Raw genomic sequence first — 23124 nt, 5'->3', positions numbered from 1 at the left:
TGTTGACCACGTAGACGACCGCTGCCGCCGCACCGCCCAGCAGCAGCACGGCCAGCCCGGCGACCCCGGAGCCGACCACCGAGCCGAGCACGTCCGAGACGGGGAGCCCGGAGCCGAGCGAGACCCCCCAGGCCCAGGCCGGGGCGAAGCTCGACCACGAGGAGTTCGAGGACTGGAAGTTCAAGCTGAGCGGCGTCTCGTACGAGGCGAAGAAGGTCGGCGGCTGGAACTACCCCTCGTGCGACCCCGTGGACGGCGCGGGCGTGCTGGCCAAGAGCAAGTGCGACCACGCCGTGCAGGTCGCCTACACCGCCTACGGCGGCGCGCTCAAGGGGGTGCGGATCATCATGGCGTTCCCGACGAAGGAGGACGCCGAGGAGGCATCGACGAAGCTGGGCAAACTCTCCTCCGACGCGGTGACGTGGCGCAAGGACAGGACGCACGCCACCTACGAGTACGGCAAGATCCGCATGGGTGACACGAGGAACGTCGTGGTGGTCACCATCGTCACGGCGACCGAGGCGGCCAAGGACAAGGCGACGAAGTTCCACAACTACTTCCAGGCCGACGTCGCCGGATACTTCCTCTTCCGTGATGACGTGACGGCCGGTTAGGGGCCCTGGCGTCGGCCATGCGAGTCCTGAAGGTGGGCGCCCCAACTTCGGGGAGGTGTCCCCGGCGTCATCTCCACCCCGGCCTGACTGGGGTCAGTCCTGCTCGGAGCGTCCCTCGCGCCAGTAGCCCATGAAGGCGACGGCCCGCCGGTCCATGCCCCGGTCGGCGACCAGGTGACGCCGCAGCCCCTTGATCACCGCCGCCTCGCCGGCCAGCCAGGCGTACAGCGGCCCCGGGGGCCGCTCGTCCTCGGGGACCTCCCACAGGTCGTTGACGTCCACGTCCTCGACGGAGTCGTTGGCGGACAGCGGAGGCAGCAGCCGGTCGGCGGCGGCGACGACGGCCGGGTGGAGCAGGCTGCCGCGCCGGGCGCCGGACCTGGCCAGCCAGGTGATCTTGACGCGGCTGGGCGTCAGGATGTCGAGGGCGTCGCTGTCGTACGGGACCTCCATCAGCGCCTCGCCGGTGCAGCCGGCGGGGAGCCGTTCGAGGACGGAGGCGATCGCGGGGACGGCGGTCTCGTCACCGGCCAGCAGCACCGGCCCGTTCTCGGCGTCCGGGCGGAAGGCCATGCCGGCGTTCGGGCCGTCGAACCCGGCGTTCGGGCCGAACAGGATGGCGGGGGCGCCGGGCTGGACGGTCGGGGCCCAGCGGGCCATCGGGCCGCCGTGGCCGTCGTCCTCGTGCAGCGCGATGTCGACGTCGACCTCGCGAAGGTGCGGCCTGGCCAGTCGTACGGTGAGCGTGCGGATGGGGTTGCGCAGCTCGCCGGGCAGCTCGCGCCAGCGCTGATACCAGTCGGGCCCCTTGGGCATGGGCGACAGGCCGTGCTCCTCCAGCGGCAGAATGAGCTTGATCCGCTGGTCGTAGCCGTTGTCGGCGAAGCGTTCCAGGTCAGCGCCGGTGAACGTGACCCGCAGGAACGACGGGCTGAGCCGCTCCGTCGTGCGCACGCGAACATCAAACATACCAAAAGGCTCCGTCATATTAGGTGAGCCTAACCTAAAAGTCTGCCCGGGCAAGCCGGTGAAGATCGCGCCGGGCCCGACCGTGGTCGGCACGACGCGGCCGCGCGCCCGCACCCTCGCGGTCCTCCTGGACGGTCTGCGCGCGGCATGACATCCGTCATGTCCTGCCGGTGACTCAGTCAACTGGCAGTCCCATACGGCATCCATCAGGATCAAAGGGACATTTGATGCCGATCTTGGGGGTGGTCATGCGCCGCGTGATCTTGGGAGTCGGGCTGGGCGCGCTGCTGGTGGCGGGCACGGGGACGGCGGCAGCCGCCGAGAGGCCCGGCCTGGACCGCGACGTCCTGGACCGGACGCTGACGGCGGTCCACGAAGCCGGCATGTACGGGACCTACTCGGCGGTGCAGGACGGGCGGCAGGCGTGGAAGGGCGCCGCCGGGGTGGCCGACGTCGAGACCCGCCGGCCGATCCGCGCCGACATGCGCCACCGGGTCGGCAGCATCACCAAGACGTTCACCGCGGTCGCCGTCCTGCAGCAGGTGGCCCGCGGCACGATCGAGCTGGACGCGCCGGTGGCCCGCTACCTGCCCGGCCTGGTCACCGACGAGCGCGTCACCGTCCGGATGCTGCTGAACCACACCAGCCACATCGCCGACCACGTGCCGTACGCGTTCCCGTCGCTGATGCAGGGCACGACGGCCAGCCTCGACGACAACCGGTTCCGCTCGTTCACCGACGAGGAACTGGCCCGCTACGGCCTGTCCGCGCCGCCCACCGGGGAGCCGGGCGCGCTGCCAGGGTCGTACTCCAACACCAACTACGTGCTCGCCGGGCTGGTGCTGGAGAAGGTCACCGGCCAGGACGCCGAGCGCCACATCACCCGCCACGTGATCCGCAAGGCCGGGCTGCGCCACACCTCGTTCCCGCGCTCGCCGCACATCCCGGGGCCGCACTCCAAGCTGTACGAGTCGTGGTTCGGCGCCATCGACCCGCCGCGCGACTACAGCGTCTACGACATGTCGTGGATCGGCACCGCCGGGGCCGTCGTGTCCACCATGGACGACCTCAACGACTTCTACCGCGCCCTGCTCGGCGGCCGGCTGATCGGCCCGGAGCAGCTCGCCGAGATGCAGCGCACGGTGCCGATCGTGGTCGGTGGCGGGGCCACGGAGTACGGCCTCGGCATCTACCCCGCCGACCTGCCCTGCGGCCGGTTCTGGGGGCACGACGGCGCCGTCTTCGGGTCGATCACCCAGTCGCTGATCAGCGAGGACGGCAAGCGGCAGGCGTCGATCGGGCTGACCCTGGCCAAGTATCAGCGGATCGAGAACGGCACCATCCCGATCCACCCGATCGATCTGGCCGCGGGCGCCCACCTGCTGGCGGCCCTGTGCGGCGGGGACGCCACGGCCCGCACCGCCCAGGCGCCCTTCGTCCCCTTCCGGACCGATCGGACGCTGATCAAGCACCAGTAGGTTGGGCGCATGCTCGACTATGACCGTGAGGCGGCCTCGTACGACGCGACGCGCGGCGGCGAGGCCAGGGCCGAGGCGGCGGCGGAGGCGATCGAGCGGCTGCTGCCGGAGTCCGCGCGGGTGGTGGTGGACGTGGCCTGCGGCACCGGGATCGTCACCGCGCGGCTGCGGCGGGCCGGGCGCCGGGTCGCCGGGGTGGACCGGGCGGCCGGGATGGCGGCGGTCGCCGGGGCGCGGATGCCGGGCGGCGTCGTGATCGGTGACGCCGCCCGGCTGCCGTTCGCCGGCGGCTCGGCCGACGCGGTCACCCTGGTCTGGCTGCTGCACCTGCTGGATCACGACACGTCGGCGGCGGTGCTGGCCGGGGCCGCGCGGGTGCTGCGGCCGGGCGGGACGCTGATCACCACCGTGGACAAGACCGCCGCCGTCTACCGGGCCGGCGACGAGCGGGTCGCGCGGGCGCGCGACGCGTGCGTCCCGCAGGCCAGTGACGCGCTGGACCGGGTGCTCGCCGTGGGCGCCGGTCACGGGCTGGCGATGGCGGGCCGCACCACGTTCGCGGGGCTGGGGCAGGGGCGCAGCCCGCGCGCGTGGGCCGAGATCCTCGGCGGGCCGGACGCCGGCTGGACCCGGCACGCGGACCCGGCCGTCGTCGCCGGGCTGCGCGAGCACCTGGCCGGGCTCCCCGATCAGGACCTGCCGGGGCCGGATCCGATCTACCCGCTGGTCGCGCTGGTGAAAGGCTAGGGAACCCCCTAGGCCGTCCCCCGGCGCGCGGCGCGCGACGCGCACGTACCGTCACTGACGCCGCGCTTCCGGCACGTCGACAGGGGGACTTACATGTCACTACGCAACAGCGACTTCGACGGCAACGGCCGGGCGGAGATCCCGGTGACCAGCCCATGGGGGCTCGGGGTGCTCGACCTGGTCGGCAACACGCTGACCTCGCCGGTCATGGCCGCCAACGGCACCCGGTTCGACGGCTGGCTGCTCAACACCGCCGACAACCGGTTCGACCTGCTCGCCGACCTCGACGGGGACGGCAAGGCGGAGATCCTCGTCACCAGCCCGTGGGGCATCGGCGTGCTCAAGCGGGAGGGCAACCGGTTCCGGGCCGTGGCGATGGCGCCGAACGGCACCCGGTTCGGCGGCTGGCTGCTCAACACGGCCGACAACCGGTTCGGGCCCGCCGCCGACTACGACGGGGACGGACGCGAGGAGATCCTTGTCACCAGCCCGTGGGGCGTCGGGATACTCAAGCTCAGCGGGACCACCTTCAGCGTGCTGATGATGGCGCCGAACGGCACCCGGTTCGGCGGCTGGCTGCTCAACACGGCCGACAACCGGTTCGGGCCGGTGGGGGACCTCGACGGCGACGGCCGGGCGGAGATCGTCGTCACCAGCCCGTGGGGCATCGGCGTGCTGGAGCTGTCCGGCAGCACGCTGGCCGCCCAGATGATGGCGCCGAACGGCACCCGGTTCGGCGGCTGGCTGCTCAACACCGCCGACAACCACTTCGGGAACGTGGCCGACTACGACGGCGACGGCCGGGCCGAGGTGCTCGTCACCAGCCCGTGGGGGCTGGGCGTGCTCAAGCTGGTGGGGGCCGGGTTCAACCCGCTGATGATGGCGGGCAACGGGACCAGGTTCGGCGGCTGGCTGCTCAACACGCTCGACAACCGGTTCGGGCCGGCCTCCGACTACGACGGCGACGGGCGCGCCGAGCTGCTCGTGGCCAGCCCGTGGGGGATCGGCGTGCTGGAGCTGTCCGGCTCCACGATGGCGGCGCCGATGATGGCGCCGAACGGCACCCGGTTCGGCGGCTGGCTGCTCAACACCGAGGACAACCGGTTCGACGTCGTGGGCGACTTCGACGGGGACAAACGCGCCGAGATCATCGTCACCAGCCCGTGGGGCCTGGGTCTGCTCAAGCTGTCCGGCTCCACCATGACCGCGCCGATGATGGCGGCCAACGGGACCAGGTTCGGCGAATGGCTGCTCAACACCGCCGACAACCATTTCGGGATGGAGACCGAGATGGTGCGGGTGCACGTCAAGATCCTGGCGAATCCGACGATCTCCATCGACCGCATGCTCGTCGCCATGCGCCAGGTGTACGAGTCGGTCGGCATCCGGGTGCAGCTCGCCGGCGTCGAGACGCTCAACCTGCCGGCGCTCGCCGACGTGGAGGTGGGCTCGTGCGTACGGGGCTCGGTGACGACCGAGCAGACCCAGCTGTTCGCCAACCGCAACAACGTCGCGCCGGGCGACGTGGTCGTCTATTTCGTACGGAGCACCGTACCGCCGTCCAACGGCTGCGCGGCGCATCCGGCGGGGCGGCCGGGAGCGGTCGTCGCGCAGGGCGCCACCCAGTGGACGCTCGCCCACGAGATCGGCCACGTGCTGTCGCTGCGGCACGTGGACGACAACAACCGGCTGATGACCGGCAACGGCACCGGCAACATCACCAACCCGCCGCCCGACCTGTCCGCTCAGGAGGTCATCGCCATGCGTGCCCAGACCCTCACCCACGCCGAGTAGGAGGAACCATGCCTGTCACGATGGAGGACGTCCGCCGCCTGCTCGACGCCGACGAGGTCGACTACGCGGCCGGGGCGCTCGCCTTCGGCCGCGACGCGCTGCCGTACCTGGAGAGCTTCGCCAAGGGGCCGGACGTGATGCTGGCCAGCAAGTCCGTCTATCTGGCCAGCCTCATCGGCGGGGAGGGCTCGGGCCCGATCCTGTCGGCCGCGGCCGAGAGCCCGCAGCCGGCGATCCGCGTCGCCGCCGCCTCCGGGCTGCGCAACCTGGCCGAGCCGCCGGTCGGCCTGGTCGCCGAGACCGTCGCCGACAAGCTGCTGGAGGACGCCGACGTGGGCGTCCGCAAGGTCGCGCTGGCCTCGGCGGCCGGGCTGGGCACCGCCGAGATGACGGCCAAGGTCCGCCTCGCCGCCGAACGCGACCCCGAGCCGGTCCTGCGCGACCTGGCCACCCGGCTGACGGACGGGGCCGGTTGACCTTCTCGTAGCGTCAAGGTCTGTAATGGAGGCATGCTGATCGGCGAACTCGCGGCGCTGGTCGGGGTGTCGACCCGGACCGTACGCCACTACCACCACCTCGGCCTGCTGCCCGAGCCCGCGCGCACCTCCGGCGGGTACCGCGAGTACCGGTTGCGCGACGCCGTGCTGCTGGCGCGGGTGCGGCGGCTGGCCGAGCTGGGGCTGTCGCTGGACGAGATCAGCGACGTGCTGGCCGACGACCGGGGAATGGACCTGCGCGAGGTGCTCCGGGAGCTGGACGACGACCTGGCCAGGCAGCAGGAGGCGATCGGGGAGAAGCGGGCGCGGCTGGCGGCGCTGCTGGAGGAGCCGGAGCTGCGGGCCGACTCGGCGGTGTCGCCCGAGATGGCCGACGTGCTGCGCGACCTGACGCCCGGCGGGTCGGCGTTCGCCCGGCTCGACGGGGGGATGCTGGCGCTGCTGGACACCGTGGCCGAACCGGCGGACCGGGAGTGGGCGCTGCGGGTCATGCGCCCGTTCACCGAGCCGGGCATGGTGGAACGCGTTCACGAGCTGTACGGAAGGCTCGACGAGGTGGCCGGGGCGGCGCCCGGCGACCCCCGGTTGCCGGTGATCGCCGCCGAGGTGGCCGCGCACATCCCGGCGGAGCTGGGGGAGGCGATGACCGGGAGCGAGGAGTGGATGGAGCGGGTGTTCGCCGAGCTGACGCCCGCGCAGGAAGAGGTGTTCAGGCAGGTTGTGGCGTTGTTGAAGCGGGAGGGCTGATGGACCGGGTTCGCCGGATCATGGAGTTCGACAGGAAGGGGATGGCGAGCCTGGTGCTGTGGGCGCGGCGGCGGCGCGACGGGGTGCCGCCGGGCGCGACCGAGGTGTCCTACGCGCGGGAGCAGTCCACGATCATGATGATCTTCACCTGTGCCATGGCCGTGGAGCTGATCGCGGTCGAGGTGCTGCTCCAGGCCATGGACGTGGAGCTGTGGGTGCGCCTGGTCGTGCTGGTGCTGGACGCGTACTCGCTGCTGTTCGTGCTCGCGGTGATCGCCGCGTGCGTCACCCGGCCGCACGTCGTGACCGATCGGGAGCTGCGGATCCGTTACGGCGCGTTCTTCGACGCCCGCGTCCCGCGCGAGCTCGTCGCGTCGGCCCGCCTCGTGCGCAACTACAACGAGACGGGCCTGCTGAGCGTGAAGGACGGGCGGCTCGGCGTGGCCGTGTCGTCCCAGACGAACGTGGTGGTCCAGCTCACCGAGCCGGTCACCGTGACCCGGCCGCTGGGCGGACGGGCCGAGGTCACGGTGATCCGGTTCTTCGCCGACACCCCGGGGGACGTCGTGGCCGCGCTGAGGCCGGCCGAGTCGAGTGCCGCCTAGCCGCAGCGGTCGCCGTTCAGGAGGAAGACCTCCGGGGCCGGGTTCGGTCCCGGGGTCGCGGTGCCGACGAAGCCGAACGTCACCGAACGACCCGGTTTGATCCGGGCGTTCCAGCCGAGGCTCTTCGCCGTCACCACCGGGCCCGCCTGGGTGACGGTCGCCGCCCACGCGTCCTTGACCCGCTGTGCGCCCGGGAACGACCAGCGCAGCGTCCAGCCGTCGATCGCCCGGTCACCGGTGTTCTCTATTTCGATCTGGCTGGTGAAGCCGCGCGGCCACGAGCCGTGCGCGGTGTAGCGGACCTCGCAGGAGGCCCGGCCGGACCGGTCGGCCAGGAAGGACGAGATCCAGGCCAGCGGCGAGTTCCAGTTGATCGTCAGCTCGTTGGTGGCCCAGGACTCGATGTGGTCGATGTAGCAGAACTGCGGCTCGCAGCCCTGCAGCAGCCGCTGCGCCAGCGGGTCCTGGATGGCCGAGTTGGGCCCGCCCGCCAGGGTGCCGCGCGGCGGGTTGGGCAGCGCCGCGTCGAGCTGGCGGGCGTACCAGCGGCTGTGCTGGTTCTTCGAGGCCACCTCGCCGTAGCCGGTCACGTACGACTGGTTGAGCGCGTTGCGGCCGAGGATGTAGTCCATGCCCTCGCGGACGCCCGCGCGATACTTCTCCTGCCCGGTCAGGTCGTACGCGGTGGCCAGGACGACCAGGTTGTTGATGATCAGGTTGTTGGAACCCCAGTCGTACGTCGGCGGGTCGTACGGCATGCCGTACGGGTGCTCGCGCTGGGTCTCCAGATACTTCTCGGCGCCCTCGACGACCGATGCGCGCACGCGCTCGCGGTCCGGCAGGGCGTTGGGGACGGTGGCCAGGTCGAGGCGGCCGAGCGGGGCGGTGAATCCCCAGTCGAAGCCGCGCTCGCGCCAGATGTCGCCGGTGTGGTGCGGCGAGGCGAGCACGTACTCCTGGAACTCCTTCTCGCCCGTCGTGATGAACAGCTCGGCGGCCGCCCAGTAGAACTCGTCGCTGACGTCGCCGTCGGCGTAGGAGCCGCCGCCGATGCCGTCGTTCGGGTCGGCGTAGGCGTCCGGGTTGGCCTTGGCCGCGGCCCAGGCCGCGCGCGCGGCCTTCAGGTTCCGGGCGGCGAAGCCCGCGTCGTACGGCGCGAACAGGCGGGCGGCCTGCGCGGCGGTGGCGGCCAGGTTCAGCGTGGCCGCGGTGGACGGCGGGTGCAGCTCGCGGGGCTGCGGGTCCAGGTGCGGCAGCAGCGGCAGGCCGGTCCAGGCCCGGTCGTGGATCTTGTGGTGGGCCATGCCGGCCAGCGGCTCGCCCGCGGGGACCTGCATGCTCAGCAGGAACTCCTGCTCCCAGCGCACCTCGTCGAGCAGGTCGGGAACGCCGTTGCCGCTCTCGGGGACGGCGAGCTGCCCGTCGGTGAAGGCGGCCCTGTCCCGCTCGTAGGCCGCCATGAGCTGGTAGGCCGAGATGCCGCCGTTGACCACGTACTTGCCGTGGTCGCCCGCGTCGTACCAGCCGCCCTTGACGTTCAGCGTGTAGTCGCAGACGCCCGGCTGGCAGGGCACCTCCGTGTCGCCCTGGTTGGGGGCGACGCCCACGTGACCGGCGGGGCGGCCGTAGCCCGGACGCAGCTCGTCCAGGATCTCGATGCCGCTGCGCTGGGTGTAGTAGAACTTCAGCGCGTCCACCCGCATGTCGTCATACAGACCGGCGGCCAGGTCGAACGGGCGGCTGGTCTCGCCGTCCGCCGTGAGCGTGTAGCCCTCGCCGGGCTTGGCGTAGGCGGTGAAGTCGATGGTGTGGACGTTCTGTCCGGAGCTGGAGTCCAGGCCGCGCGGCGTGCTGGTGCCGGTGGCGACGGTCTCCCCGGCGGCGTCGTCGAGCCGCCAGTCCACGGGATCGGCCGCCTCGGTGACCACGGTGGCCTTCTTCGGGCCGTTCGGCAGGTAGCCGACCATGTTCACCCGGACGCGCGGGCCGGTGTCGGGCTCGTACTCCTCCGGCTCGGCGCCGCCCTTCAGCGACACGTCGTCCATGCAGAATCTCCAGGGGTCGGCGCTGCCGCCCAGCTGGAAGGCGACCTGGGCGTTCGGCAGCGAGACGGGGGCGGTGAAGGTGTAGGAGTAGTCGTTGCCGGAGACGCTCAGCTCGGGGGCCGCCGACAGGAACTGCGTCCACGGGTCCACGGGGAGCTGGATGAGGGCCCGGCCGACCTTGGCCGGGGCGGCGGAGGCGGTGAACGAGTAGGCGTACGTCTCACCCTCGACCAGCGGCAGGTCGTTCTGGCCGATGATGACGTCCCACGGGTTGGCGGTGCCGCCGGGGATGTCGGCGCACAGGCGGCCGGCGTCGAGTTCGAGGGTGAGGTTGGCGGTGGCCCACCAGGGGGCGGTGGAGGAGTCGAAGGTGCCGTTCACGATCTGTTCCGGTCCCTCGTCGGCGTGGGCCGGCGTGGCGGCTAAGGGAAGCATGAGGAGGAGGGCCGCTGCCGCGGCCCGGCGTAGGGTCATGAGGAGTGTCCTTCGGGAGATTGGGAGCGCTCCCAGATCTTCTTGCCGCCGCTGCCACCCCGTCAACGGGCGCTTCGCGTCACCTGTGAAACTTTCCCGCCGCCTGCCTGGCCATCGGCGCCGGACAAGCGTGAAAGTTTCATCCGTCGCCGGTAGTGCCAGGCACGACGTCGAGGAGCGCGTCGGCCTGGCCGGCGTGACGTTCAGCCGCTACGTGGTCAGGGAAGGGCCGCCGGCGACGATGCCGGCCGAACGGCTCGTCGAGCACCTGACCCGCACGCTGGGCCGGCATCGTCAGCTGACCAGCGCTTCCAGCAGGTCGGCGGCCCGCGCGGTGCCGCCCTCGGCACGGGTCTCGTCACGCAGCAGGGCCGAGCGGCGGGCCACCTCGGGATCGGCCGTGAGCGCCGTCAGGGCTTCGCGCAGCGCCTCGGGGGAGGCGTCGGCCGTGTCGAGACGGCGGGCCACACCCAGCTCGACCAGCCGGTCGGCGTTCATGAACTGGTCGACGGCCTGCGGCACGGCGATCATCGGGACGCCGGTGAACAGCCCCTCGCTGCTGCCGCCCATGCCGGCGTGCGTGACGAACGCGTCGGCCTGCTCCAGGATCGCCAGCTGCGGCACCCAGGAGCGCACCTCCACGTTGGCCGGGATCGGGCCCAGCTCGGCCGGGTCGGTGCGCTTGCCGATCTGCAGCACCACGTGCCAGCCGGGCAGGTCGCCGAACGCGGCCAGGCAGTTGCGGTAGAACTCCGGCTGCTGCGTGTAGGCGGAGCCCAGGGAGATCAGCAGGATGCGCTCGGCGCCCGGCGGCCTGGTCCAGCCCTCGCGCGCGCCCAGGCACGGGCCGACGAACGTCACCACGGCCTCGTCGACCTCGTCCGCGTGCGGCTGCATGGCGCGGGGGATCGTGGCGACGCAGCGCGGCGGGTGGCCGGAGAAGGAGTCCATGTCGGTCGTCGTGGCGCCGGCCTCCGCCAGCCAGCCCGTGAACCTGGCCCGGTAGGCGTCCGCCCCGGGAAGCTGCCACAGCTGGGCGGCGACGTCCTGCTCGTACTGCTTCCAGGCCACCATCGCCGGGGAGAGCTGCACGATCGGGCGGCCCTGCGACTCGGCCAGCGCGCGGGCCGCGTAGGCGCCGATGTCGTACAGGTAGAGGTCGGCGGGGTCGTCGTCGTAGGCGGCCCGGAGCTGCGGCAGCATCCGGATGTTGTCGTCGAGGAACACGCCCATGGCGGCGATCGGGTCGTCCGGCCAGTCGTGGTCGGCGACCGGGAGCGTGGACCGGTACGGCACCAGCTCGGCGCCGGTCGCCGTGATCACGTCGCGCACCGCCGGGTCGTTGGCGTACGTCACGCGGTGGCCGCGCGCGGCCAGCTCCCGGATGATCTCCAGGCTGGGCAGGATGTGGCTGATCGCGGGGATGCCGGCCATGGCGATGTGCATCCGACGATCCTAACGGGCGCCCGCCTGCCCGCCGGTCCCGCGCGCCGCCGTGTGGCGGGATCGCGCGACCAGCCACGCGACGGCCACCGCCAGGGCCAGCCCGCCGAACGCCGCCAGCGCGATCAGCCCGGCGCCCGGCCCGGACGTGTCGCCGGCGCTTGCCGTCCCCTGGGCGGTCGCGGTGCTCGTGGTGCCCTCGGGTCCGGTGGGCTCCGGGCTCGCCGCCCGGGGCCGCTCCGGCGTGCCCAGCGCCTTGATCAGCTCGGCGGTGAGCGAGCCCATGCCGTGCGTCTCGTCGGACAGGCTCAACGGCTCGTCACCGGGCGGCACGGCCCGGTTGCCCGAGCACAGCCCCGTGTCCAGCCCCTTCTTCCCGTTCCCGGCGAACAACAGGTAACGGGTGCCCTTGTCGAACTGGTAGCCGCAGGCGGCGCCCTGCGCCCGGGTGGTCACCACGACCTCGCTCTCGACCGCCCCCTTGTAGACGTGGTCGGCGCGCAGCGTGGCCACCACCTCGCCGCCTTCCAGCATCGGCTCCACCACGCGCACGTCCGTGGCCGTGGCCGTGAACACCGCCGCCGCGTTCCGCACCCGGTCCTTGGGCTTCAGCATCGCGCAACTGCAGGCGGCGGCCGGACCGGCCCCGGTCACGAGGAAGCCCGCCACGATCGCGAGCATGACGAGAAGGCGTCTCATGACTCTCCTGACGTATCCCGTACAAGATCGGTTCAACTAGGGTGATCCGCTGTGCGCGCTGCCTGGTTAGCCGTCGCCTTCGTGGCCCTCGTCCTGGTGTCCGGCGCGGTCGCCCTGCTGACCGGCGACGCCTGGCTGAGCGCGCTGCTCGTCCACCGCCGTCCCCCCGATCGCCCGGTGGACGTCCACGTGGACCATGTGGCGATGCTGGTCGCGGTAGGGGTGCTCCAGGGCTGGGCGCTGTGGCGCGTCCTGCCCGGGCGACGGGCCGCCGCGCGGCCGGACCCGGACGCCCGGCTGTTGCGGGCCGTCCTGTACGTGTGGCTGGCCGCCGAGTTCCTGGATCACCATGACCTGGCCTGGCTGGAGGTCGCCGGGGACGTCGCCACGGTGGCGGTCGTGGTGCTGTTCCACCGGGTGACGCGCGGGGGCTCGCGGGTGTTGCGGTGGGCCGCCCTGGTGGCCGGGCTGTACGACGCCGTCAGCGGGCTGACCGGCCTGTACCTTCCCGCCGGGCACGTGCCGTGGCTGGTCTGGATGGTGCTCACGCTGGTCGTCCAGGCACGGGACGGCCGATGGGGGCGCACGACGCTGTGGGCCGGTGCGGTGATCGCCGCCCGGCCGTTCCTGATGCCGGTCGTCTCCGGCCTGCTCTTCCGCTTCGCCGGGTTCCCGTCCCGGTACGTCTGGGAGTTCGGCGCCGAACTGGCCTTCGACGTGTTGACGCTGGCCTGGATCGGCGCTTTCGCCCGCGACCTCGGCAACCCGCCGCGCGCCCCGCGCCCCGTCCGGCCGCGCCGGCCGGTGCGCCGGTGGGAGGCGGTCGCGGCGGCGCTGCCGCTGCTGCCCGCCGCGGCCGGCCTGGCGAGCGGGACCGTGCTCTGGATCGGGCCGCGCGGGGCCGTCGCGTCGTGGTTCGCCGGGCAGTGGTATCTGCGGCACCTGTGGTTGTCGCTCGACGTCCTCGTCGGCCTGGGCGCGGCTTCGGGGCTGGTGCTGGCCGCCGCGGTGTGGCGTACGCGGCGCCTCGTGCCGGTGGCGGTCGCGGCCCTGCTCCTCACGGCCGCGGCCGGGGTGCTCTCCGCCGCGACGGCGTCCCGGCTGACGCCGTCCTATGAACAAGTCCCGATATTTCCGGACTGGGTGCTCACCGGCGACCCCGCACTCTCCCCGCTCTGGCACAGCGCCGCCCTCACGGCGTCCGCACTCCTCCTGCTGATGGCGTACGGCGACCGCGCCGCCCGTCGCAGGCCGTACCAGGTCGTCCTGGCGGGCACGGCCACCGTCGCGGCGCTCATCCTCGTGCCCGGCGCCGACCAGGCGACGGGCAGGATCACCACGGCGCTGGACTGCCGGTCCCACCACGACGACCTCGCGCCGGCCGGCGCCGCGCGAAGGTTCATCTGTGCCGTCCGCACCGGCACCGCCCTGCCCGCCGTCGAAGGCATGCCCGACCACCGCCTGCTCGCGTACGGCCGCCGCATGTGCGGCGTCTACACCCGCGCCGACCACGAGGAGGCGGTCCGCTTCCAGCGGTCGCACGGCGTCGACCCGCGCGACCACACTCTCCTCCTGGAGCCGGTCTGCCCCCGCGCCGCCGAGATGCGGGCGGCGGAGGTCGCGCGGGAGGAACGCGCGGTGCGGGCCGTTCACGCCGAAGAGCAGGCCAAGTGCCGCAGAGCCGCCCGTCATCGCCCCCTTCTGCAGCCGGTCCGGGCCGTCAGGCAACCCGAACCCCTCTGGGCCGAACTGCCCCTCCACGCGTACGAGTCGGAGGACGACCCCTGGGACGACCGGCGCCTGGCCGGGGTGCGGACCGAGGACCTGGTCGCCTCCGTCCCCGGCCACCTGGTCGTCCTCACCGACCCCAACCGGCGGGTCTGCATCACCACCGAGACGTACGCCCGCCGCCCCCCGGTCGAGACCAAGGGCTGGCACCACGTCGTCGAGGTCGGCCATCGCAGCACCGGTGGAACGATCGTCCTGGTCGACAACCTGTCCGGCGTCGTCCTCCCTGACCTGGCCCTGCGCGGCCGCAAGGGCCATTACCGCATCCGGGTGCATTTCGCCTGGATCGCCTGGAAAGGTGAGAAGCGGGCGGGCCAGCGCCTGCTCATCATGGCCTACCCCGGGCGCGGCGACCAGGTCACCGTGCACCGCGAGCGCGTCGAGCCGTGAGCCGCCTGGTCAGACGGCGATGAGGTGGACGCGGCCGCCACAGAGTTTGGCCATGTCGTCGAGGTCCGACGTGAGCATGGCGACCGGGCGGTGCTGTCGTAGCGCCCTCTCCGCCACCACGGCGTCGATGGCGTACCTGTGCCCGTGCAGGCCGGCGTCGAGGAGGAGTTCGGACGTGGCTCTGGCTTCGACCTCCATGCCCCGGCTGCGTGCCTCCGGGACCAGGGCGAGGATGGGCTGGTGATCCTCCGCGAACACCTCGTCGAAGGCCTGGCGTGCGTTGTCCTGCTCCTGCTCGGAGACGGGGCCGTTGCGGCGCTCGTGGTCCGCGAGGTATTCGTCCAGGATCTGTCCCCGCAACTCGCGTTCCACCGCGGCGGTGACGAACGCGGAGAAGTCGCGCGGCCGACGCGTTCGCGGATCGCCGTAGGAAACCCGCCGCTCCGCTGGACGGAGAGCGGCGGGTGGGTTGTTCACAAGGGGAGGCCGCCGGTGGCCGCGTTGGTGGAGCCGGTGGAGCGGTAGGCGTCGATGGTGCGCTCGGCGATGCGCATCTGGTGGATCTCGTCGGCGCCGTCGGCGAAGCGGGCCCAGCGGGCGTGCTGGAACATGTTGGCCAGCGGCGTGTCGGTGGAGTAGCCCAGCGCGCCGTGGACCTGGATGGCGCGGTCGATGATGCGGTTGAGGCTGCCGGCGACGAAGTGCTTGGCCATGGAGACCTCGGTGCGGAAGTCCTCGCCCTTGTCGATCTTGGAGGCGGCGTGCAGGACCATGAGCTTGCACTGGTAGAGCTCCATGGCCGAGTCGGCGATGAGCCACTGGACGCCCTGCTTGTCGGCCAGCAGCGAGCCGTGGCTGTAGCGGTTGAGCGCGCGGTCGACCATCATGTCGAGGGCCGTCTCCGCCTGGGAGATCCAGCGCATGCAGTGGGCCAGCCGCGCCGGGCCGAGACGATACTGGCCCAGGCGGTGGCCGTTGCCCCGGCCGCCGAGGATCTGGCTCTCGGGGACGCGCAGGTCCTTGATGACGATCTCGCTGTGGCCGGTCGAGCCGTGCATGGTCTCGACCTCACGGACGTCGTTCCAGCCTTCCTGCGGCAGGTCGATGAGGAAGGCGGTGTTGCCGCCCCGGGCGCCTTCGGGTACGTCGAGCTCGGTCTTGGCGATGAGGATGGCGAAGTTCGCCCGGCGGGCGTTGGAGATGAACCACTTGTGCCCGTTGATGACCCATTCGTCGCCGTCCTGGACGGCGTGGGTGCGGATGAGCGTCGGGTCGGAGCCGGCGACCTCCGGCTCGGTCATGGCGAAGCACGACATCTTGACGCCGTCGAGCAGGGGACGCAGGTACTTGTCCTTCTGCTCGTCGGTGGCCCAGTGCAGCAGGGTGTGCATGTTGCCCTCGTCGGGGGCCTGGCAGTTGAGCACCCACGGCCCGAGGCGGGTCTTGGCCGCCTCCGACTGCACCATGGCCAGCTCGACGTGGCCCAGGCCCATGCCGCCCCACTCCTTGGGCATGTGCGGCAGCCACAGCCCCTCGGCCTTCGCCTTCTCGCGCAGCTTGAAGATGCCGCGCAGGTAGGCGTCCCGGTCGCTCTCGCGCAGCTCCTCGCTCGCGGGGATCACGACCTCCTGGATGAAGGCCCGCACACGCTTGCGGATCTCCTCGTGCTCGGGGGCGAGGGTGAAGTCGATGGCCATGACAGTCTCCTAGATATCGGGGTAATGGCAGGCGACGAAGTGGTCGCCGCCGTTCAGGGGCCGGATCTCGGGCTCCTCCACGGCGCACCTGTCGGCGGCGCGTGGGCAGCGCGTACGGAAGCGGCAGCCGGAGGGCGGGCTGACCGGGGAGGGCGGCTCGCCGCTGATCAGCCGGTCGGCCGGCGGCAGGCCGAGGCCGCTGCCGGGGATCGAGGCGAGCAGCGCCCGCGTGTAGGGATGGGCGGGGCGCGCGATCAGCTCCTCGCTGGGCGCCAGCTCGCACGTCTTGCCCAGGTACATCACCAGGACGCGGTCGCTGACGTTCTTCACCACGGCCAGGTCGTGCGCGATGAACACCAGCGTCAGCCCGAACCGCGCCTTGAGGTCCTCCAGCAGGGCGAGGATCTGCGCCTGCACCGAGACGTCGAGCGCCGACACCGGCTCGTCGCAGATCACCACCTCCGGCTCCAGGATGAGCGCGCGGGCGATGGAGATGCGCTGGCACTGCCCGCCGGAGAACTCGTGCGGCCGCCGCTCGGCGGCGGTGCGCGGGTCGAGCCCGACGGCCTCCAGCACCGCGTCCACACGCTCGTCCAGGCCGCCACCGTCCGCACGGCCGGCCCCGCCGCTGTTCACGCCGCTGTTCACGCCGCCGTTCACGCCGCCGTTAACAGGGGCGGCGGCCCCCCACACGCGGGGGCCCTCGGCGACGATGTCGCGGACGCGGCGGCGCGGGTTGAGCGACGAGATCGGGTCCTGGAAGATCATCTGTAGCCGCCGCCGGGTCCGCCGCAGCGCCTCGCCGCGCAGCGTGGTCAGCTCCACGCCGTCCAGCCGCACCGAGCCCGCCCGGGGCGGCGGGAGCTGGATGAGCGCCCGCGCGGTGCTCGACTTGCCGCACCCCGACTCGCCGACGATGCCCAGCGTCTCGCCCCTGGCCAGGTCGAAGCTGACCCCCGACACGGCTCTGACCGTACGGCCGCGCCCGGCGGGGAACTCGACGACCAGGTCCTCCACCTGGAGCAGCACCTCGTCACGCGGACGCAGGTGCGCCGTCCCGCTACCGGCCATGGCTGTCCGCCCCTTCGTTCTCCGTCATGGTCCTACCCGTCGGGTACCAGCAGGCGTGCAGGTGGCCGCCCTCCGAGAGCAGCGGCGGCGCCTGCTCGGCGCACCGGTCCTGCGCGTAGGCGCAGCGCGGCCGGAACGCGCAGCCGTCCGGCACGGCGGCCAGGTCCGGCGGCCGGCCGGGGATGACGCGCAGCCGGTGGTGCGCGGGGTCGGTCAGCCGGGGCGCCGCCTGCAGCAGCGCCTCGGTGTACGGCATGCGGGTCCGCTCGAACACGTCGGCCGCGGTCCCGCGCTCCACGACCCTGCCCGCGTACATGACGATGACCTCGTCGGCCCACTGCCGCACCACCGACAGGTCGTGGCTGACGAGCACCACGGCCATGTCGCGCTCCTCGCGCAGCCGGTGGATCAGCCGCAGCACCTGGTCCTGGATGGTGACGTCGAGCGCGGTCGTGGGCTCGTCGGCGAACAGCACGTCCGGGCCGCACGACAGCGCCATGGCGATGGTGACGCGCTGCCGCATGCCGCCGGACAACTGGTGCGGGTAGCGGCCGAGCATGCGGGCCGGGTCGGGGATGCCGACGGAGGCCAGCAGCCGGGCCGCCTCCTCGCGCGCCTGCCCGCGGCCCATGCCCAGGTGCACCCGCAGCGGCTCGGCGACCTGGGTGCCGATCGTGCGCACCGGGTTGAGCGCGGTCATCGGGTCCTGGAAGACGGTGCCGAGCCGGCGGCCGAGCACCTGGCGCATCTCCTCCGGGGTGAACGCGGTCAGCTCGTCGCCCTCCAGGTGAACGTGGCCGCCCCTGGCCACGCCGGTGCCGGGCAGCAGGCCGAGGACGGACCGGATCAGCATCGACTTGCCGGAGCCGGACTCGCCCACGATGGCCAGCGTCTTCCCGCGTTCCAGCGTGAACGACACCCCGTCCACGGCCTTGACCGCGCCGCGCGGGGTGAGGAAGTGCGTGCGCAGGTCCTCGACCTGGAGCAGCGCGCCGGCGACCGGCCGCGGCTCGGCGGCCGGCAGGACCGCGACGGCCTGCCGTACCGGCTCCAGGCCGCTCTGCCGCACGTCGCTGAGCGCCCGCAGCCGGTCGCCCACCAGGTTGAACGACAGCACCGTCAGGAACATCACGACCGACGGGGCCAGCACCACGTGCGGCGCGGTCTCCATCAGCGTGCGGCCCTCGTTGATCAGCCCGCCCCACGTCGGCGTCGGCGCCTGCACCGACAGGCCCAGGAAGGCCAGGCTGCCCTCCGCGACCACCACCACCGCCATCCCGATGAAGGCGTACGAGGCCGCGGGGACGGCGACGTTGGGCATGATCTCCCGCCACAGGATGCGCCGGTCGCGCACCCCCAGCACCCGGGCCGCGAGCACGAACTCCCGCTCGGCGAACGACAGCGTCGCCCCCCGGATCAGCCGCGTCCACGCCGGCACCCCGAGGACGCCCAGGACGACGAGCACGTTGCGCAGGTTCGCCCCGGCGAAGGCGACCACGGCCAGCGCGAACACCAGAGCCGGGAACGCCAGCGCCACGTCGTTGACCGCCATGATCACCGCGTCGGCGGCCCGCTTGCGGTATCCGGCGAGCACGCCGAGCGGGGCGCCGATCGCCAGGCCGAGCACGACCGCGCCGATGCCCACGCCGAGCGAGACGCGCGCTCCGTACACGACCCTGCTGAGCACGTCGCGGCCGAGGCCGTCGGTGCCGAACGGGTGGGCGGCGCTGGGGCCCGTCTGCGGCGGGCCGGCCAGCGTCTCGTCGTAGCGGGCGAACGGCAGCACGTCGGCCAGCACGGCGGCGGCCAGCACCAGCGCGATCCAGCCGGTCGCGATCCAGAACCCGAGCCCGAGCCGCCTACGCACGCCGGATCCTCGGGTCCACGGCGGCGTACACGACGTCCACCGCGAAGTTGACCAGCACGTAGCCGACCGAGATCAGCACGACGCCTCCCTGAACCGTCAGGTAGTCGCGGGAAAAGATGGAGTCGACGATGAGCCGCCCGATGCCCGGGAGCCCGAACAGCGTCTCGATGATCACGGTGCCGCCGATGAGCGCCCCCATGTTGAGCCCGACCGCGGTGATCAGCGAGATCGCCGACGGGCGCAGCGCGTGCCGCCACAGGATGCGGCGCGGCGACAGGCCCCGGGCGCGCGCCAGCGTGATGTAGTCCTCCTGGAGGGTCGCGATCAGGTCGGCGCGCAGCAGCCGCGCGTACACCGCGAGCTGCCCGCAGCCGAGCGTGACGGCGGGCAGCAGCACCGAGGTGATGTTCCACCCGAGATCCACCGAGATCGGCGTCCAGCCGGTGGCGGGCACCACCTGCCAGGTGACCGCGAACAGCAGGATGAGCAGCACCCCGAGCACGAACACCGGCGTGGACAGCAGCGCGAAGCTCAGCGCGGTGAGCACCTGGTCGAGCGCCCGCCCGGCCCGGCGCGCGGCGGCGATGCCCACCGGGATCGCCAGGCCGAGCGCCACGACCTGCGCCGCCACCAGCAGCTCCAGCGTGACCGGCAGCCGCTCGGCCAGCTCGGCGGCGACCGGCACCCGGGTGATGGGGGAGGTGCCGAAGTCGCCGGTGAGCAGGGCGCCGAGCCAGCCCGCGTAGCGGACCAGCAGCGGCTCGTCCAGGCCGAGTTCCTGCCGGAGCTGCGCGCGGGCCTCGTCGTTCGCGCCGATGCCCAGGATCTGCGTGACCGGGTCGCCGGGCAGCAGGGCGAGCATCGCGTAGGACAGGAAGGTCACCACGAGCAGCACGATCACGAGCCGGACGAGCCGGTGCAGGATGATCACTGCTTGCTGACCCAGAGCTGCGAGAACGGGTGGTAGGGCACGGGTGAGCCGGTCAGCGCCAGCCCCTTCTCACCGTCGGGCAGCAGCTGCTCGCCGATGCCGTGCACCTTGGTCCTGGTGATGATCGCGCCGGTGTTGAGATGGTCGACGAACACGAACGGCACCAGCTCGCGCAGCCGCTCCTGGACGGTGGCGTACGCCTGCTTGCGGGCGCTCTCGTCCGGGTTCATCCGGCCGACGTCGAACGCCTTGCTGAGCTTGTCGTCCCGCAGCCGGGTGAAGTTCAGCGAGACCTGGCCGACCGGCTTGGAGTACGCCTGGTGCATCCAGATGTACTCGCCGTCGGGGTCGGGGGAGGAGAACTGGACCCACACCGTGGCGGCGTAGTTGCCGGTGACCGCCCGGTTGATCAGGTCGGCCTGGTCGGCCTGCTTGATCGTCACGTCCACGCCGGCCTTGCGCCACATGTCCTGGGCCAGCTCGATGCCCTGCATGGTGTTCGGGTCGGGAGTGGAGATGATCTCGAACGTGACCGGTCCCTTCTCCGCCTCCACCTCCTTGACCAGCGCGGTGGCCTTGGCCAGGTCGTAGTCGGGGTAGGCGCCGCCGTCGGCGTACCACTTGGAGTCCTTGGACCAGGGCCCGTCGGCCTCCTCGGTGAGCCCGCCGCGCAGCGTCTTGATGATCGTCGCCCGGTCCAGCGCGTGCGCGAGCGCCTTGCGCACCCGCAGGTCGTCGAGCGGGGCGACGGCGGTGTTGAGCAGGAACATGTACTCCGGCACCGCCATGCCCTCGGCCCGGTGCACCGAGTAGGCGTCCTTCTGCCCGCCGTACTTGGTGATGTCCTCGTCGCGGGTGGTGCCCATGGCGTCGATGCCGCCCGCTTCGAGGGTCTGCGCCCGGGTCTGGCTGTCGGGCAGGATGCGGAACTCGATCTCGTCCAGGTACGGCAGGCCGTCCCGCCAGTAGCCGGGGTTCTTGGTGACGACCATGCGGCTGTCGGGCACGTACTCCTTGAAGACGAACGGCCCGGTGCCGACGGGCTTGAGGCTGGCCGTCTTCGGATCGCGCAGCGACGCCGGCGGCACGATCATGCCGATCTGGGCGGCCAGGTAGTACGGGAAGGCCACCCACGGCTGGCTGAGCTTGACCGTGACCGTCATCGGGTCGGTGAGCTCGAAGGACTTGACCGGCACCAGGACCGCGTTGTTGAGCGGCGAGGCCTTCTGCGCCTCCAGGTTGGCCTTGACGACGTCGCCGGTCAGGGCCAGGCCGTCGTGGAAGGAGATGCCGGGGCGGACCTTGACGGCCCACTCGTCGTAGGTCTCGTTCGGCGTGAGCGATTCGGCGAGGTACGGCTTCCACTCGCCGTTCGCCTCAACGGTGACAAGGGGTTCGATGACGGTGCCGACCATGCTGTAGCTCTGCGCGGCGAACTGGTCGGTGACCGGGTTCAGCCCGTTGGCGTCGGCACTCAGCCCGTAGACCAGCCGACCGCCTTTCTCGGGGCCCGACGGGGCCGCCGATGACGTGTTTTCCGGCACGGCGACGGGCCGTTGCCCGCTGCACGCGACAAGCAGCAGCGTCGCCAGCGACAGTGCCGCCGGCCCTCTCCAGCGTTTCATCCAACGCCTCCTCCCGGTTAGCCCCCCGAGAGCAATTTCACCGATAGTACTATCGGTGAAATTCGACACAAGCCCCATGGCTAGAGTTGTCGCGGAGGTGCCCGTGACCCACACACCGCTCACCAGGAGCGAGGCGAAGGAGCTGACCAGGCGCAGGCTGATCCGGGCCGCGCTGGCGATCCTCGACAAGGAGGGTGAGGCCGGACTGACCACCCTCAAGGTCGCCAAGGCCGCGGGCATCGCCCAGTCCACCTTCTACGTCCACTTCAAGGACAAGCAGGACCTGCTGCGCTCGCTCGGCGACGAGGGCGGCGAGCGGCTGCGCAGGTCCATGCGCGAGGTCCGGCGGCAGGCGCGCGAGTCCCACGACGCCGAGCGGCACCGCGAGGCGTTCCGCATCCCGATCGAGGCCATCTGCCGGCACCCGGAGCTGCTGCGCATCCTGCAGCGGGCCCGCCACGACCCGGCCTCGCCGCTGCGCGAGTTCGCCGTCGAGACGGCCGCCGCCTACCGCGACCATCACGCCGCCGACCTGGCCGAGCTCGGCTACACCGCCGACGACGAGCACGACCGGCGGCGCCTGGAGATGATCGCCGAGGGCGTCAACGCGGCCACCAACGCCCTGGCGCTCGGTCACCTGGAGGGCCGCTACCCCGACGTCGAGGAGGTGCTCGACGTGCTCGTCGCCCTGTCCAACGGGGCGCTGCGGCTGCTGAAGTCGGGAGCCTAGGCCGCCCAGTGCGTGGCCGGGAGCAGGGCCAGCTTGTTCAGGGCGGTCGCGACCAGGTCGGCGAAGACCGTGGCGCCGTGCTCGGAGGTGTGGGTGTCGTCCTGCTTCTCCCGTGACAGGTAGAGCGGCTTCGACTCCTCGGGGCCGAGCGACTCGACCAGGTCGCGGCTGTCGCGGGTCAGGTCGATGAGCGCCACGCCCTGCGCGGCCGCCACGGTGCGCATCTCCGCCGGCAGGTCCACGCCGAGCCCGTTGACGATCAGGCCGTCGGGGTCGAGGCAGGCGCCGTTGAAGCGGCGGCGCACCACCGGCGTCACCAGGATCGGCGTCGCGCCCCTGGCCTCGACGCCGTGCACGATCCGGGTCAGGTTCGAGCGGAACTCGACGGCGCTGGTCTGCTTGTCGTTGTGGCCGAACTGCACCAGCGCCACGTCGCCGGGGCAGAGCTGCTCGCGCATCTGCGCCCACATCGCCGGATTGGCCAGGAACGACGCCGAGCTCTCACCCGACCCCGAGTGGTTGACGACCGACAGGCCGCGCCCGAAATGGCGCGGCAGCCGCTGGCCCCAGCCGGTGTAGGGGGCCGTCGCCTGGTCGGTGACCGTGGAGTCGCCCGCCAGGAACAGCGCCCGGCCCCGGGTGCGCGCCAGCTCGATCGAGCGCACCTCGGGGGCGGGGCCGGCAAACGTCAGCGTCAGCCCCGGGCACCCGTCGCCGTCGTAGCCGTTCTGCTGGCTCTCCGGGGTGCGGACGTTGACGGTGAACGCATGGCTGGCCGGACCGTCGCCCGGTGAGGCGACCGCCATCAGCCGGCGGGCCTCGGCCAGCACGTGCGTCGTGGCGCCTCCGATCACGACGGACACGTCGTAGTGCCCGGGGTCGACGTCGAAGATGCGGATGATCGGTGTCACGG

Annotated in this window: 21 protein-coding genes; 9 read left to right on the top strand and 12 right to left on the bottom strand. The window is 72.2% G+C overall.

Annotation, left to right across the window (positions count from 1 at the left end; translation table 11 throughout):
- On the bottom strand, positions 1–184 hold a 184-nt coding region (locus tag ADY59_RS20225), incomplete at its 3' end, for a hypothetical protein (protein WP_049564345.1).
- Positions 185–248: 64 nt separating this feature from the next.
- On the opposite strand from ADY59_RS20225, the gene ADY59_RS20220 reads away from it, so the two are divergent.
- Positions 249–614 carry a hypothetical protein gene (locus ADY59_RS20220; protein WP_049564344.1) on the top strand — a complete coding sequence of 122 codons (366 nt, stop codon included), beginning with the start codon at positions 249–251 and terminating at the stop codon, positions 612–614.
- A gap of 93 nt (positions 615–707) precedes the next feature.
- Here ADY59_RS20220 and ADY59_RS20215 read toward each other — a convergent pair whose 3' ends face one another.
- Positions 708–1568: a siderophore-interacting protein gene (locus tag ADY59_RS20215; protein ID WP_231618799.1), complete on the bottom strand. Its 861-nt coding sequence runs from the start codon at positions 1566–1568 to the stop codon at positions 708–710.
- Between the two features lie 242 nt (positions 1569–1810).
- Here ADY59_RS20215 and ADY59_RS20210 point away from each other — a divergent pair, with 242 nt between their 5' ends.
- The 6 genes from ADY59_RS20210 to ADY59_RS20185 all read left to right on the top strand — a co-directional run bounded on the left by ADY59_RS20210 (position 1811) and on the right by ADY59_RS20185 (position 7451).
- Positions 1811–3061: a serine hydrolase domain-containing protein gene (locus ADY59_RS20210; RefSeq protein ID WP_231618798.1), complete on the top strand. Its 1251-nt coding sequence runs from the start codon at positions 1811–1813 to the stop codon at positions 3059–3061.
- 9 nt (positions 3062–3070) lie between these two features.
- Positions 3071–3808 carry a class I SAM-dependent methyltransferase gene (locus ADY59_RS20205; RefSeq protein ID WP_049564340.1) on the top strand — a complete coding sequence of 246 codons (738 nt, stop codon included), beginning with the start codon at positions 3071–3073 and terminating at the stop codon, positions 3806–3808.
- Between the two features lie 93 nt (positions 3809–3901).
- Positions 3902–5602, top strand: a complete 1701-nt coding sequence (locus tag ADY59_RS20200) for an FG-GAP-like repeat-containing protein (RefSeq protein WP_049564338.1) — start codon at positions 3902–3904, stop codon at positions 5600–5602.
- Positions 5603–5610: 8 nt separating this feature from the next.
- Positions 5611–6078, top strand: a complete 468-nt coding sequence (locus tag ADY59_RS20195) for a hypothetical protein (RefSeq protein WP_156325613.1) — start codon at positions 5611–5613, stop codon at positions 6076–6078.
- A gap of 33 nt (positions 6079–6111) precedes the next feature.
- A complete protein-coding gene (locus ADY59_RS20190) occupies positions 6112–6846 on the top strand; it encodes a MerR family transcriptional regulator (protein ID WP_049564335.1) in 735 nt (244 codons plus the stop codon).
- Positions 6846–7451 carry a hypothetical protein gene (locus tag ADY59_RS20185; RefSeq protein WP_053174938.1) on the top strand — a complete coding sequence of 202 codons (606 nt, stop codon included), beginning with the start codon at positions 6846–6848 and terminating at the stop codon, positions 7449–7451. The genes ADY59_RS20190 and ADY59_RS20185 overlap by 1 nt, the downstream gene beginning before the upstream one ends.
- Here the strand turns inward: ADY59_RS20185 and ADY59_RS20180 are convergent.
- The 3 genes from ADY59_RS20180 to ADY59_RS20170 all read right to left on the bottom strand — a co-directional run bounded on the left by ADY59_RS20180 (position 7448) and on the right by ADY59_RS20170 (position 12112).
- Positions 7448–9931, bottom strand: a complete 2484-nt coding sequence (locus ADY59_RS20180) for a glycoside hydrolase family 9 protein (protein WP_269433624.1) — start codon at positions 9929–9931, stop codon at positions 7448–7450. The two genes, ADY59_RS20185 and ADY59_RS20180, sit on opposite strands and share 4 nt — an antisense overlap.
- A gap of 333 nt (positions 9932–10264) precedes the next feature.
- Positions 10265–11416: a macrolide family glycosyltransferase gene (locus tag ADY59_RS20175; protein WP_063780718.1), complete on the bottom strand. Its 1152-nt coding sequence runs from the start codon at positions 11414–11416 to the stop codon at positions 10265–10267.
- A 9-nt stretch (positions 11417–11425) separates the two neighbouring features.
- Positions 11426–12112: a hypothetical protein gene (locus tag ADY59_RS20170; protein WP_156325612.1), complete on the bottom strand. Its 687-nt coding sequence runs from the start codon at positions 12110–12112 to the stop codon at positions 11426–11428.
- 51 nt (positions 12113–12163) lie between these two features.
- On the opposite strand from ADY59_RS20170, the gene ADY59_RS20165 reads away from it, so the two are divergent.
- Positions 12164–14290, top strand: a complete 2127-nt coding sequence (locus tag ADY59_RS20165; RefSeq protein WP_049564327.1) for a hypothetical protein — start codon at positions 12164–12166, stop codon at positions 14288–14290.
- 9 nt (positions 14291–14299) lie between these two features.
- Here ADY59_RS20165 and ADY59_RS51540 read toward each other — a convergent pair whose 3' ends face one another.
- From ADY59_RS51540 to ADY59_RS20135, 6 genes are all read right to left on the bottom strand, one after another.
- A complete protein-coding gene (locus tag ADY59_RS51540) occupies positions 14300–14650 on the bottom strand; it encodes a hypothetical protein (RefSeq protein ID WP_197093750.1) in 351 nt (116 codons plus the stop codon).
- A 113-nt stretch (positions 14651–14763) separates the two neighbouring features.
- Positions 14764–15987: an acyl-CoA dehydrogenase family protein gene (locus tag ADY59_RS20155; RefSeq protein ID WP_049564325.1), complete on the bottom strand. Its 1224-nt coding sequence runs from the start codon at positions 15985–15987 to the stop codon at positions 14764–14766.
- A 9-nt stretch (positions 15988–15996) separates the two neighbouring features.
- On the bottom strand, positions 15997–17058 hold the full coding sequence (locus tag ADY59_RS20150) for an ABC transporter ATP-binding protein (protein WP_049564323.1): 1062 nt from the start codon (positions 17056–17058) through the stop codon (positions 15997–15999).
- Positions 17048–18925: a dipeptide/oligopeptide/nickel ABC transporter permease/ATP-binding protein gene (locus ADY59_RS52645; RefSeq protein ID WP_049564321.1), complete on the bottom strand. Its 1878-nt coding sequence runs from the start codon at positions 18923–18925 to the stop codon at positions 17048–17050. Before ADY59_RS52645 ends, ADY59_RS20150 begins: the two co-directional genes overlap by 11 nt.
- Positions 18918–19856: an ABC transporter permease gene (locus tag ADY59_RS20140; protein WP_049564319.1), complete on the bottom strand. Its 939-nt coding sequence runs from the start codon at positions 19854–19856 to the stop codon at positions 18918–18920. Before ADY59_RS20140 ends, ADY59_RS52645 begins: the two co-directional genes overlap by 8 nt.
- Complete coding sequence (locus ADY59_RS20135) at positions 19853–21481, bottom strand: ABC transporter substrate-binding protein (RefSeq protein ID WP_049564318.1); 1629 nt, start codon at positions 21479–21481, stop codon at positions 19853–19855. The genes ADY59_RS20140 and ADY59_RS20135 overlap by 4 nt, the downstream gene beginning before the upstream one ends.
- 103 nt (positions 21482–21584) lie before the next feature.
- Between ADY59_RS20135 and ADY59_RS20130 the strand changes: the two genes are divergently transcribed.
- Positions 21585–22211: a TetR family transcriptional regulator gene (locus tag ADY59_RS20130; protein ID WP_049564316.1), complete on the top strand. Its 627-nt coding sequence runs from the start codon at positions 21585–21587 to the stop codon at positions 22209–22211.
- On the opposite strand, the gene ADY59_RS20125 is transcribed toward ADY59_RS20130, so the two are convergent.
- Positions 22208–23122: a rhamnogalacturonan acetylesterase gene (locus tag ADY59_RS20125; RefSeq protein WP_053174934.1), complete on the bottom strand. Its 915-nt coding sequence runs from the start codon at positions 23120–23122 to the stop codon at positions 22208–22210. The two genes, ADY59_RS20130 and ADY59_RS20125, sit on opposite strands and share 4 nt — an antisense overlap.
- Positions 23123–23124: the final 2 nt, after the last annotated feature.

This window comes from Nonomuraea sp. SBT364, from assembly GCF_001083785.1.
GTDB lineage: Bacteria > Actinomycetota > Actinomycetes > Streptosporangiales > Streptosporangiaceae > Nonomuraea.
The sequence above is the reverse complement of the archived record's forward strand: the minus strand, read 5'-3'. Positions and strand labels throughout refer to the sequence as shown.

Bases quoted from the DNA above. Each gene is read 5' to 3' on its own strand.
- ADY59_RS20175 (WP_063780718.1), bottom strand. From the start codon at position 11,416: ATGCACATCGCCATGGCCGGCATCCCCGCGATCAGCCACATCCTGCCC.
- ADY59_RS20150 (WP_049564323.1), bottom strand. From the start codon at position 17,058: ATGGCCGGTAGCGGGACGGCGCACCTGCGTCCGCGTGACGAGGTGCTG.
- ADY59_RS20135 (WP_049564318.1), bottom strand. From the start codon at position 21,481: ATGAAACGCTGGAGAGGGCCGGCGGCACTGTCGCTGGCGACGCTGCTG.
- ADY59_RS20210 (WP_231618798.1), top strand. From the start codon at position 1,811: ATGCCGATCTTGGGGGTGGTCATGCGCCGCGTGATCTTGGGAGTCGGG.
- ADY59_RS20185 (WP_053174938.1), top strand. From the start codon at position 6,846: ATGGACCGGGTTCGCCGGATCATGGAGTTCGACAGGAAGGGGATGGCG.
- ADY59_RS20205 (WP_049564340.1), top strand. From the start codon at position 3,071: ATGCTCGACTATGACCGTGAGGCGGCCTCGTACGACGCGACGCGCGGC.
- ADY59_RS20155 (WP_049564325.1), bottom strand. From the start codon at position 15,987: ATGGCCATCGACTTCACCCTCGCCCCCGAGCACGAGGAGATCCGCAAG.
- ADY59_RS20190 (WP_049564335.1), top strand. From the start codon at position 6,112: ATGCTGATCGGCGAACTCGCGGCGCTGGTCGGGGTGTCGACCCGGACC.
- ADY59_RS20195 (WP_156325613.1), top strand. From the start codon at position 5,611: ATGCCTGTCACGATGGAGGACGTCCGCCGCCTGCTCGACGCCGACGAG.
- ADY59_RS20170 (WP_156325612.1), bottom strand. From the start codon at position 12,112: ATGAGACGCCTTCTCGTCATGCTCGCGATCGTGGCGGGCTTCCTCGTG.
- ADY59_RS20180 (WP_269433624.1), bottom strand. From the start codon at position 9,931: ATGCTTCCCTTAGCCGCCACGCCGGCCCACGCCGACGAGGGACCGGAA.
- ADY59_RS20200 (WP_049564338.1), top strand. From the start codon at position 3,902: ATGTCACTACGCAACAGCGACTTCGACGGCAACGGCCGGGCGGAGATC.